The following is a 12,693-nucleotide window of genomic DNA, read 5'->3' as shown; positions in this document are numbered from 1 at the left end:
GCGCTGGCACGATTGTTGCTCGATGCGAATCTCCCTGCCAGTCCCCGCCATCGGCGGTTACTGGACCCGTGCCAACGATGTGCAGATCGACATCGTGGGAGCGGACCGCGCACCGATCGCAAATGAGCTGTTGTTTGTCGGCTCGGTGCAGTGATTGGAGAATTTCCCAGTCGACAGGCACGATCTCGCGGTGCTCCACCGACACCGCGTCGCGTCCACGCCTGATCCAGTACCGGTGATCGCTGTCTCGCGCAGCGGGTTCGACCGCGCGGGGCTTGACGTTGCGTACGGCCCGGCGGAACTCCTCGCGGCGTAATCCTCCTGAGCCCGGCCAGGACCCTTGTGTATCACTGCGACTCGGGTTGCCATGCTGACCGGCTTGTCGGATGGGTCGTCGAGAAGGCCGCATTCGTCCCACCAGGACCTTACATCTGGCGATCCCATCTGCGAACCGATTAACCGGGTGAACACGAACAGATTTCGTGATGTCAAGAGTTGATCTAGTCTTGGGAGCGATGTGAAGGCTAGGGGGAAGGCGCGAGGTGAATTACGGTCCCCTGGGAGACTCTCCACAGCACGACCGGGCAGCTTACCGATTGGGCCACCGTCCGCTGGCGCAGGGCGGTCAAGCCGAGGTATTCCCCGCTGAGCACAAGGCGACCGGTGCCAGAGTGGCTTTCAAGCGACGGATGACGTGGAACGTCGATGCAGTGGCCAGGATGCGGCGGGAGATCGAGTTCGGCCAGTTGTCGTTGGGCAACGACCACATCGTGCCAGTGCTCGACTACAGCAAGACGTACGATTGGTTTGTTATGCCCTTGGCCGAGTGCAATGCCGAAGGCGCTCGCCCCTCGTTGTCGGATGATAGCCAACTCCGCGCTATGGTCCTGGCTGTCTGTTCGGCGCTGGAAGCAGCCCACGGGGCAGGATGGCTGCACCGAGATCTCAAACCAGCCAACCTCTTGTTGCTCAATGGGTGCTGGACGGTCGCGGACTGGGGATTTGGACGGCGGCCGAGAGGGGACACTACGTATACGGGCCGAACCACACCCGGTAGGTTCCTCGGAACCGTAGGTTTCGCCGCTCCGGAACAGGCGGTTGACGCTCACGAGGCGACGGCCAGCGCCGATTTCTACAGTCTGGGGCAGATCATCGGCTGGGCCAAGACCGGACGCACACCGCAAGAAGGATCCCCGCTGCTGCCCGAAGACGAGCCCTGGCGGACAATCGTTGCCGCGGCAACGCAGCACGACCCCGCTGCCCGACCCCAGGACGCGCACGAGTTCCGCGAGCTAATGAGGACGGTGTAATTGGACTCCATCGCGGGAAAGTACGCCCTGGCCCAAGAGCCACCTCGAACAGGTGGATTCGCCAGCGTTCACAAAGCTTTCGACCTCAGTGCTGGGGAAATGGTCGCGGTGAAGCTGGTCGGCCGCAGCACCAACCCCCTTCATGAGCTCGCCGTTACAAGGGAGTTGGAAAGCCTTCGCACGCTCAGTCACCGCAACATCATCCGGCTCCGGGACGCCGGAATCGATGAAGGTCACAACGCGCACTACCTCGTTCTCGACTGGGTTGAGGACTCTCTTGCCGACGTCCTGAAAGACCAAGGTGCTCATACTTGGGACGAGCTCGGGGACCATGTAGCAGAACCCCTAGTTGGAGCGCTGGCCTACGCCCACCTCAAAGGGGTCGAGCACCGCGACATCAAGCCGAGCAACGTCCTCGTCACCAAGACCGGTGTACCTCTGCTGGCCGACTTCGGCATCGCAAAGGTCGCGCAGGGCGCTGTCAGCGAGCACACAGTCATGGGGTTTCGATCCGGCGCGTACACACCTCCGGAGGAAGACGGTTCGGTCAAGTACGTCCGCGACGTGTACTCGATGGGTGTGTTGCTGATCCAGGCAATGCACCAGGACCGGCTCAGAAACTTCGCGGATATCGAACCCGCTCTCCAGGCGATCAACGTCCCCCCTGATGTCCGTAAGCTCCTTTCCAGGTGCGTTCAACCCGACCACACCCAGCGGCCGGCCAATGGCGCTGTCCTCGCCGACGAGTTGAAGACTGTTCTTCGCGGACGCCCAATCGTCCCCGTCGCAAGCCGAAGCACCCTGTGGCTCCACCTCACACACCGTGCGAGGACGGAACTGCTGAAGCATTCGGGCGACACCGGCGCCACCGCCGAGGCAGTCGTGCTGGACGACCTCAACGACGATGTGTTCGCCGTGTACGGTCACGACAGGAGTCAACGCGTCGCCGACCGGTCGACCGTCGTCATCGCTGGGAAGCGATGGAAGTTCACCCTCAAGCTGGACGATCCTCCGCGGTTGATCGTCACCGGCGCCTGGCTGCTCGAATATGAGGTACTCGAACGCTTCCGGAAGGATGCGTTGAATGTCGCCCACTTCACCACGTGGACCTGCTCTGTACCACGCAACGCCACGCGTGCGGACGACGGACGTCACGGCCTGTTGCGTGCGCTCGACGACTTCGAAGAAGACAAACAGCTCCAGCGGAGCGGAGGTCTCGCGAGCGGTTACGAGGGGATCGACATCCTCCGCGAGTGGAACAAGGTCCTGCAGGCGCGCGAGGACCTAGCCCGCGGCGCCCTCAAGGCGATGCCCTACACGCACCGGACCATCCGCGGCCGCGAGGTCGATCTGGACCTGCGCGACCCGGTCGAGGAAGAACTGATCGGCACCGACTGGGAGATCATTGCCCAAGACTCGCGCCGTGTGCTCGCCTACGGCCAGATCATCAGCCAGGAGGACAACACCGTCACACTGCGCAGCAAGACCACCGTCCCTGCGCTGGAGCCGAACGGCAGCATCCGGCCCTCCCTCGGACCGACGCGAAAAGCCCTGCAACGCCAGCGCGATGCCGTCTCTGCCTTCCGCGACGGCACCGCGGCACGGCCGGATCTACGAGACAAGATCCAGAACCCTAGCGAGGTCCGAGCCCCCGTACCGTGGAAGATCGATGAGTGGACCCGAACGCTTGATACAGGCAAGAAGGCGGCCGTCGAATCGGCGCTGGGAGCTTCGGACATCCTCCTGGTGGAGGGCCCACCCGGCACGGGCAAGACCGACCTCATCGCCGAGATCGTCGTTCAGTCACTGCGAGATCGTCCGCACGCGCGGATCCTCATCGTCAGTCAGACGCACGTGGCGGTGGACAACGCCCTGGCTCGCTTGGAGCAGGCCGGAATTCCGGGCATCGTCCGGCTTGGCCACCCCGACGATCCGCGGGTCGACAAGTCCGTGCGTCACCTGCTGCTCGACCAGAAGATGACGAAATGGGCCGAAGGAATCCGACGCAATGCCCAGCGCCATCTGGAAAGGGTCGCCAGCGAACACGGCCTGGATGTCGGGCATCTGCGTGCCGCGCTGTCGCTGAAGCAACTGGCGAAGGTGGTTCGCGAGCGTGAAGACGTCGAGCGCGAGATCGACCGCCGGGCGAACGACAGTAGTGTGACATCGAGACTGGCCACATCACTGGAGATCGTCGAGGAGGACAGCGATCTGCAGGAACGCATGGACGACCTGGCCAGCCGCTACGGCCAGCTCCACGACGACGCTGTTGAGCAGCTCGCAGGAGACCTGACCCTGTCCCGGTCTCTCACAGCCAAAGACGCACTCGCCGCGGCGGATGCGCTCCTTGGTCCGTCGACGTCTGCCCAGCGACTCCTCGCTCTCGTGGAGCTACAGGCGGAATGGCTGCAGCGCACCAGATCCGACCGCCAACTCGCAGAGGCATTCCTCGGCACCGCTCAGGTGATCGCGGGAACGTGCATCGGATTCGTCGGGCAGGCCGCCGTCCGCGACCTGGAGATCGATCTCTGCATCCTCGATGAAGCATCGAAGGCTACCGCAACCGAGGCGTTGGTTCCCCTGTCCCGGTCACGGCGAGCCATTCTAGTCGGGGACACCAAACAGCTTCCGCCACAGGAAGAAGAGCTGCTTCGTTCCACGGAGGTTCTCGCCGAACACGACATCGACAGCGAACTTGTCCAAGAGACTCTGTTCAAGTGGTTCGCCGACCGGCTGCCCGCGCACTCGAAGTTCCTGTTGCGCGATCAGTACCGGATGATCCGGCCGATCGGCGACATGGTGTCGACTTGTTTCTACGGTGGAGAACTCAGTTCTCCCAGGACCGAGGGGCTGCCCGGCTACGACATGCTCGGTAAACCTGTTCTCTGGCTGGACACCTCCCGACTGGGTAACGAGCGGCGCGAAGACCGCGGGCCGGGCGGGATCAGCTACGCCAACAGGGCCGAAGCACGGATCGTCTTCCAGCGGCTCGAGACATTGGACAACGCCATCGAAAAGGGGGTCGTGCGCCCCGCCGGTGGCGCAGGCGGAGCCCTGGAGATCTTGCTCATCGCTCCGTATCGCAGACAGGTAGCCGAGATGCAGCGGCGGCTTTCCTCCTCCCGCTTCAACCGGCTGAAAATCGACGTTCTCTCCGTGGACGCTGTGCAAGGCAGACAGTGCGACGTGGCGATATTCTCTGTGACACGCAGCAATGCCCAGCTCAAAACTGGTTTTCTCAGGACAGAGCACTGGCGGCGCATCAACGTCGCGGTGTCCCGGGCACGCTTCGGTTTGACCATCGTGGGCGACGCCGAATTCTGCCGATCCGCAGACGGCGCGTTGCAGGACATCGTGCGCTACATCGGAGACCACCCCGAAGACTGCGAGGTGCAGGAGGTGGAGAATGCTTAGTTCGAACCTGCGCCTATCCAAGCGATTCAGCCACGAACGCCCCGGCCTGCATCTGCTCGGAATCGAAAAAGCAGCCGTTCCAGTGACCGTCGTCGCTGCCGACATCCTGGCCCAGGAGGCCAAACCGCTTCCCCTGCTCGACGAATTCGTGCTGCGCCTGGTCAAAGCCGACGTCGCAGGGACGGCAGAGATCGCAGCCTTCCTGGGGCTGGAGCCAAAGCTCATCGACGCCACCGTCGCCGACCACTACCGAGAAGGTGCCCTGCTCGCCGGCCCAGCGCTGGGACAACTCAGACTGACCGAGCGAGGACGGAGGCTGGCCGACGAGCTCGAGTCGGTCAGACCGATCCAGAAGACCGTAAAAATCGCCTTCGACCGGCTCACCTGGTCGCTCGCCGACTACGAAAGCCGCGACCTCGTCACTAAGGCCGCAGCTCAATCCGAGGGTTGCATTCTGCTGCCTGCGCAACGAACGACCCGGATCAAGAAATCCGACATCACCCCGGCAGCGGTGAACTCCTTCCTGCGACAACCCGGCCGAGGCGCATCGCTCGACGTTCTCGACGTCATCAACGTAACCCCGTCAACCCACCGGTATATGCCAGTCGACATCCTGATCTACGGCGACAAAGACCGGGGTGAGGTCGAGACAGCGGTCGTTGTCGATGGAGACCCCAGCGAGAACCACGACACCGTGCTCAGCACTCTCGGCGGCGCGGACAAGCTCGGCTTCAGCGTCGAACCGCCAAGGCCGCACGCCCCACTGCCACCACACCTGGAAGCCGGCAGGGTAACGACAGCGCCTGGCACGCCCCAGGAGGAAAACCCACCACCGGTCCGGGAAATCCGGCTCTTCGATCACCAGACCGTACTGGCGACTGCGCTGGAAACCGCTGAAGATCGCCTCCTGATCGGCACAGATCTGGCCACCTCGTCAGTCGTGGACTCCACTTTTCTCGCCAAGTTGGACCAGAGGCTGAGGGCACGCGTCCAGGTGGACCTGATCCTTTCCCGATGCGACAGGGAAGCCGAGAAAAGACTTGACGTCCTGGCTCGGCGGCACCGCAGCAGAATACGTGTGCACCAGCTCGAGTCGGCAGTCCAGAACACCCTCGTGTTCGACGGAAATTGGGTGGTGTCGGACTTTCCTTGGTTGTCTTTCCGTGGGGCCGGGCGACCGTTTCGTGACTACACGGGAACTGTGGTGACGGTGCCCGATGAGGTGGACCACAAGTACGCCACCCTGCTGTCACTGCTCGCGGACTGACGCTTGTGAGGTTGCCCCGCTTTCTCGGAGGGGAGCTCGAGGCAGCGGGCAGGAAGTCGAGAAGGGGCGACGTGGTGGTGATCATGTTAGTGAATTTGGTTGTGGAGGTGACGCTTTCATAGAGAGTCGCAGGTACCGCTACTCGGCAGGACACACAAAACATGGGCAACTGCAAAATGCCTGGTCATAGTGGGTGCGTATCCGGTCTGACGATTTCCGGTGCGTCCGCACGGATCGGTTCACCGTTCCCTTGCTCGTGCCCAGGGCGGGGCAGATCGAACATGGGAACGGCGATAACCTGCGGATTTCACGCGAACCGTTGAGGATCGAAGCCAGTTACCAACTGTAGGCGGGCCGGTCTGTGGTTCTGGTCGGTCACCCGTGCCCGAACCACTACCGAGGTCTTCGCAATATGATCGCCCGTGTGGAATCGAGCGACTTCGTCTTCGATCAGTCCGTATGGCGCTGGTTTGCTCGTGGCGAGAAGCCGACGACCATGTCGTCGTCGTCGGCTGCGGCCAATTCCCGTCTCGTCAGTTCAGCGCTGCGTTGCTATTTCGTACCCTGTGTGGCGGTGAGGCCAGGCGTAGCGTGTGGGCTGCGAATGCTTGTCGGCCGGTGATTGTCAGGTCTGTTGCGTTGATGGCGGTCGGGTTGTCGAAGGTATCCAGATCCAATTCGTCGTCCGGAATCAGCTTCGAGAACCACTCGTCATAGAAGTGGTTCAAGAGCGGAACTGTCGAGGGGCTCTGAGAGGTGCCGACGAATCGTGCGGCGATGTCCTGTTGGGAAATTCCACTGCCGCGCAACGCCGCACGGATCTGCGCCCACATCGAGTCATCGAGAACCTGGGCGAACGACAGAAGCCCCTCGCCGATCGGCACGGACGGTGTACGCAGGTCGAGCAGGCACGCCTGCACGACCTGTTCACGGATGTCGTGCGAGGCGCTCGAGAGCCGGTCATTCCAGATTGCTTCCTGATCACGATAGTGAACCAGGATTCCTGTCGCGTGATGGAGACCGAATGCGTCGCGGTAGGAGTTGAGGATGCGTCGGCCGTCCTCGTCGGAGTGGGCGGTGGCCACCGCATGAGCCAGGATCGCAAAGATGACAGTGCCCCAATCGGAATACAACTCTCCCGGTCGTGGTGCCAATCGACGTGTGAGTGAGACCGCGGCTGACGCGCTGGCGGTGGAAGTGGACGATGTGACGAGGCCGAGGTAGCGGACCATTTTGCTCAGTAGAATGCGTCGTTGCGGGCTCTCGGCAAGGCACTCGCTGATGATCGAGGTGTCGTCGAGTTCGCCGCGATCGAGGAGGTCTTGGAACGCTGCACGGACCTCGGCGTCGCTGAGATCGCCTTCGGGTATGGCGAATTGGAAGTAGCGGTCGAAGTAGTCCCGGTCGTTGATCCGACAGTCGGCCGATCGCTCCGTCCATACCGCGCCTTGGTGGTGGGGCAGGTTGGGAAATAGAGCCACTAGCATCCGGTAGATCGAGATCACAGTCTCGGTGTCGGTACCGTGGGGAAGAACGGCGCGAATGCGGTCGAGCCACTGGTTGGGTGAGCTTGTGGTGTGGTCGCGGGGGGAGAGTACGACGCGCCGCCAGGCCGGGATACGGTCGTAGAGGTCGGGGTAGTTCAAGCGGATATAGGTAATCACGGCCGCGTCGAACAGGTCGATCTCATCGGGTCCGACCAGCGAGCACAGCACATCGGTTTGCAGGCAGAGTTGTTTAATGCTCCGCAGGGTCAGCGAGTTGGGGTCTGGCAGAACGTTGACCAGTTCGTCTACCGCGTAGCGGGTAGCAGGTGCGTCCCAGGTGATGTCAAGATTGCGTGCGACGTTCTCGAGTTCGCGCTGTAGTTCGGTCTCGATGTGGACGCGTTGGATCGGGGGAAGAACGAACGGGTACTGGACGATCTTCTCGAGGTACCGGTGGGCGCGGTCCCGGTTGTCACGAGCGAGGTCGGAACAGGTGAGTAGATCGAGCACCGTGGTCTTGTCGTAGGCGAGAAGATAGTGGACGTTCGGAAACCGTCCGAGCAGGCGCACCGCCTTCATCACCGCCAGAAGTTCATCGGTGTGCAGGCGATCGAGATCGTCCACCACAACGAGGACCTTACTGCCAGCTTGACGGATAGCACTGGAGACCTTGTCGAACCTCACCTGAAAGGGATCCTCGGCAATGTTCACCGTGCCGAGCCGATCAGCCAGCACGTCGGTGCCTGCGTTCAATGCGTCATCGACACCACCGGGCGCATACTTGTCGACGGCGGCCTTCAGCAGCTTCCCCACCATCACAGTCGCGATCGGAGCTGCGGCCTTGAGCAGGTCTCGCGCTGTGGTCGCTTCCTTGGGAAGGGCGGAGGCGATGGCGGTGTAGAACTCGGTGATGAGCGAATCGATATCGGATGCGGCCCACGGGGTGAAATACGCGACCGACCATCGACCAGCCGGGGTCTCGGTGTGGGACGGGATCGCCTGCAGCGCCTCGGTGATCATGTTCAGCATCGAGGTCTTGCCGCTTCCCCAAGGGCCAGCGAGGCCGAACACGACACTCGGTCCGGTACCTGTTCTCGCGATGCGTTGCGCGATCCGATCCGCGAAAACAGCCCGCGATAGGTGATCCTCGCTCATGGTGCTGATCGCCGTGTCGCTGCCGTTCTCAGGCCCAGTCCTCTCATTGCTCATAGGCCGAGGATCGTACTTGCCGATACCGCCTCGACAGTGCAGATCATCCACGGCAAGGCCCGAGGCAGTCGTCCGCGCTGTTCCAGCAATCGGGGCGGCCCCAGCCGTATGAAAGCACGCCCCGGACGCTGGCGCGATCGAGACTCGCGTCCTACGGTTCGGTGCGTTGCACCGAACGACGCCCCGGATGTGACATCCGGGCTCGATTGTCGCGAGGCGATTGTCGCGATCGTGCCGGACGGAATCGGTTCGTACTCGCACCTGCCGCGACCGTAGTGCCGAGTAGCGGTGGTGGTCGCCGTGGTCGGGTCTTTCCCCGTGGCCGGGTCCGCCGAAAGCGAACTGACCGTCGTGCCGCCGTGGCTGACCGTTGACTCCCGGCAGCCTGAGGTTCTCAGGTAACGGACGACCGTCGTCAATCCAGTTGCGCTACATTCGACACGTTGACTGGAGACTCGCCGAAGAGGGGGACGAGGTTGGGTGTACCGATGTCTGAGCAACGCAAGCTTTTTCAACGTTGCGGCAATGTCTGTGCGTTTCCCGATTGCATGCGGAAGTTGACCGCAGATGCCACGTTGGATGATCCTCTGGTTGTGCTCGGAGAGATCGCGCACATTATTGCTGAAAGCAACAATGGGCCGCGCGGGCGGTCACCATTGACGAAGGCGCAACGTAACCGCTACGACAACCTGATCCTCTTATGCAACCAGCATCATCAGCTAATCGACTCTCAGCCCGATACTTGGACTACGTCGAGGTTGAGGGAAATGAAAGCAGCGCATGAGGATTGGGTAGCGCGCCGCCTCTGCGCGATCGATAACGTAACTGGTTTACCTGACGACTGGCAACGTGTGTCCCGATCGCAGCCTGCGGGGTTGATTGTTGTCGGTGAAATACCGCAGGAGCCAACGCATTTCGTTGCTCGCGCAGCGTCTGCACACCTGCGTCATTTCTTGGATCGGTCACGGTCTGTGGTCGTGATAGTCGGAATGCGTGGGGTCGGCAAAACTCAGCTGGCAGGAACTGTCGCACGTGGTGATATCCACTCCGGCCGCGGATTGGTGGGGTGGGTCAACGCCGACAGCCCGGAGACGACTCGGGCGGGGTTGGCCGATATCGCCGAGCGCCTCGGGGCTGCTGATCCCCAGGGCGACTCTGCCGTCTCGGCCCGGCGACTGCGTGACCATCTGTCCGGCCGCGCTGAGCCAGGACTATTGGTGCTCGACAACGCCGCAAATCCGGACCTAATACGGGCACTGCTTCCAGTTGGCGGCCACACCCGCGTGCTGATCACAACCACCGACAGATCTTTTGCATCATTAGGGGAGGTCATAAACCTCGACGGTTTCACTCGCCCGGAATCGATACGGTACCTCAACGACAGCACTAGCCTGGCCGACAACATTGGCGCAGAACAGATTGCCGAGGAAGTCGGAGATCTCCCGTTGGCACTGTCTGCGGCGGCCGCGACTATCTCCGGCCGCCGCCTCGACTACCCCGGCTATCAACGGTTGCTACGCAGTCAGCAGCTGCCGAAAGCGTTGGCTCGTAGAGCAGGCCACGACTATCCAAGATCGGTGGTCCAGGCGATCCTGCTGTCGATCGACACGACCGAAGCCGCTACCAACGACGCCGACTTAGATCTGGCTGTCAACGGTCTGCTGGGCCTAATAGCGATGCTGTCACCAGGCGGTGTGCGACGCGCTATCCTCCCCGACGCAGCCGGACGCCTCGACGAGGTAATTGAGCGGTGCGCAGTTGGTTCGCTGCTGTCGTGGTCGGCGAATGGCGACACGATCATCATGCACCGGCTCGTCGGCCGAGTGCTACGCGAACGCGCACAGTCGGTGCCCGAGGTATATGACCTCACTCCCGATGCGAGTGACCCAGTCCGCGCTCTGTACACCGGCGTCGACCTCTCCCGCCTTACGCTTGCAGTGATCGAACGAGGGCTATTCGATCAATCCGAAGCTTGGGTGCGTCGCGAGGAAGGATCCCATCTCGTCGACCAAATCGATGCGCTCTGGAATACCGGGATTCCCGCAACTACGGACAGTGACCTGCTAAATCGAATGTTCTCAGTCCGCGCGTGGGCAGTCGCGCAGCTGCATGCCGCAGCGGACACAGCCAGATCGATTGCCCTAGGGCGTGACACGCTCACCGACAGCGAAAGGCTCCTCGGACCGAACCACCCCGCAACACTCAAGGTCCGCAACGAACTTGCGAGAGTCTACGCATCGGTGGGGCGAGCGGGCGAAGCTATCGCTCTCTGGGAGGCAAACCTTAAGGACTGCGAACGGATCTTCGGTTCCAACGATAAAGCCACCCTCACCACCCGCACCAACCTTACCAGTGCTTACCATGAGGCGGGGCGACTTGACGAAGCCATCACCCTGCACGCAACGAACCTCATCGAGTTCGAGCGAATCCTCGGACTCGACCACCCCGAAACCCTACGGTGCCGAAACAACCTCGCCGGCGCCTACAATGAGGCGGGACAACTCGGCGAAGCCATCATCCTGCACAGGGCGAATATAAGCGCCTGCGCGCGAATATTCGGACCCGATCACTCCAATACGCGTATCGCTCGAATCAACCTCGCGTCCGCCTACACCTCGGCGGGACGATTAGACCAAGCCGTCGCCCTGTGCACAAAGAACCTTTGCGCCCATGAGCGGCTTCTCGGACCATACCACCCCGACACCCTTCGCTGCCGAAACAACCTCGCCAGCGCCCTTCAATCGGCGGGTCGGCTCGACGAAGCCATCACCTTATATCAAAGGAATCTCACGGATTGTGAACATCTCTTCGGATCCGACCATCAAAACACCATCCGCTCCCGCAACAACCTCGCCTGCGCGTTGAAATCGACCGGTCGGCTCGATGAAGCCGTCACCCTGCAAAAAGCAAACCTCTTCGAATGTGAGCAGGCTCTCGGATCTGCGAATGCGCTCACCCGCATTGTGCGTGAAAACCTCTGCGGCGGTGGGTGAGGGCGGTATTAACAGCTCCAATTGCGACAGATATGAGTTCGGGCCCTGGATAGGCAGAGGCAATCTGGAGCTGCTCACAGCCGACTACCGCCCGTCAGCACGTGAGGTGGCGCGGTGCGGAGGTCCAACGTCGGATATCGGCAAGGGCCGACACGCTCACCGGTGACCAGCGCGGCAGTGTGCCTGAAAGCCGACCATTCTTCTCGCATTGTCAACGGTCATCCGTAGCGACCGGACAGCAATGCCCCGCTCGACACCGGTGGCTGAGTCAGCTCGTCCTCGGCAAGCTACCCTAGGTCCCTGCCAGATCGGCTGCCAGTGCTTCGAGATTTCGGCGCTTGAACTTCACCCGTTTATTCTCGCAAGCCACATCGACAAAGCCGTGCTACCGCTTACACGCCCTATCACTCACTCGCTCGGCCGGATCCGGTTCTGAGTGGCTTGTGAGTCGAGCCAGCACCGACCGAGAGCGCTGGTGGTCTCCCGGCCGGCTGACGACGCAACGTGCGTGTGCGTCCCGACGGAACTCGTGACCTCTTCGAGCCAGACTGAGCATCGACCTACCAGGCGAATATCTTCGAGTTCTCGTTGCCAGCGGCATAGACATATCGCGCCCGCCAGTACTTCGCCGAGCACCACCGTGCGTTTTGCGGGGTCAGGACGTCAGCCAGTTCAGGACCTCAGCCCATCGGATTCTCTGAGCCCCGTGCATCAGTGCCAGGGCAGCAGCGCCATTAAGCGCCCGGAACAACATGCGTGCTATTGACAATGCGCTCAGACGCCAGCCGCGGCGCGGCTTGGGGACCGGTACGGTCATCGCATCGGGCCGCTCCTCCGGTACGACGATCACCGTAACTTCCTCACCTGCTCCGCCTACCTGGACCAGCATTACCAGCCCATTCTTGGTCATGGTCACGTTCCCTAAGGTTGTGGGTGTCTGGGGTTGGTGCCCCGGATGCCCGGGACGGTGGGGTGTAGCTGATGGTTTGTTGCCTCTGGTGAGGCTCGAGAGG

General features: G+C 61.9%; 7 protein-coding genes. 5 read left to right on the top strand and 2 right to left on the bottom strand.

The window, feature by feature from the left end; translation table 11 throughout:
* The first annotated feature begins 22 nt into the window (after window positions 1–22).
* The 4 genes from ABZ420_RS24935 to ABZ420_RS24920 all read left to right on the top strand — a co-directional run bounded on the left by ABZ420_RS24935 (window position 23) and on the right by ABZ420_RS24920 (window position 5,991).
* On the top strand, window positions 23–154 hold the full coding sequence (locus ABZ420_RS24935; RefSeq protein WP_357127111.1) for a hypothetical protein: 132 nt from the start codon (window positions 23–25) through the stop codon (window positions 152–154).
* Window positions 155–542: 388 nt separating this feature from the next.
* A complete protein-coding gene (locus ABZ420_RS24930) occupies window positions 543–1,310 on the top strand; it encodes a serine/threonine-protein kinase (RefSeq protein WP_357127108.1) in 768 nt (255 codons plus the stop codon).
* Window positions 1,311–4,724 (top strand): AAA domain-containing protein, encoded by a 3,414-nt coding sequence (locus ABZ420_RS24925; protein WP_357127105.1) that lies wholly within the window; start codon window positions 1,311–1,313, stop codon window positions 4,722–4,724.
* Entirely contained in the window at window positions 4,717–5,991 is a 1,275-nt protein-coding gene (locus ABZ420_RS24920) for a hypothetical protein (RefSeq protein WP_174185771.1), read from the top strand. The genes ABZ420_RS24925 and ABZ420_RS24920 overlap by 8 nt, the downstream gene beginning before the upstream one ends.
* A gap of 533 nt (window positions 5,992–6,524) precedes the next feature.
* Here the strand turns inward: ABZ420_RS24920 and ABZ420_RS24915 are convergent.
* Complete coding sequence (locus ABZ420_RS24915) at window positions 6,525–8,687, bottom strand: P-loop NTPase fold protein (RefSeq protein ID WP_357127101.1); 2,163 nt, start codon at window positions 8,685–8,687, stop codon at window positions 6,525–6,527.
* A gap of 488 nt (window positions 8,688–9,175) precedes the next feature.
* On the opposite strand from ABZ420_RS24915, the gene ABZ420_RS24910 reads away from it, so the two are divergent.
* On the top strand, window positions 9,176–11,680 hold the full coding sequence (locus ABZ420_RS24910) for a tetratricopeptide repeat protein (protein WP_357127098.1): 2,505 nt from the start codon (window positions 9,176–9,178) through the stop codon (window positions 11,678–11,680).
* 655 nt (window positions 11,681–12,335) lie between these two features.
* Here ABZ420_RS24910 and ABZ420_RS24905 read toward each other — a convergent pair.
* Window positions 12,336–12,596: a hypothetical protein gene (locus ABZ420_RS24905; protein ID WP_357127096.1), complete on the bottom strand. Its 261-nt coding sequence runs from the start codon at window positions 12,594–12,596 to the stop codon at window positions 12,336–12,338.
* Window positions 12,597–12,693: the final 97 nt, after the last annotated feature.

Origin of the sequence: Nocardia sp. NPDC005745 (assembly GCF_040630775.1) — a bacterium.
Taxonomy (GTDB): Bacteria; Actinomycetota; Actinomycetes; order Mycobacteriales; family Mycobacteriaceae; genus Nocardia.
Note: the sequence above shows the minus strand (reverse complement) of the source record. Positions and strands in the feature narration are given on the sequence as shown.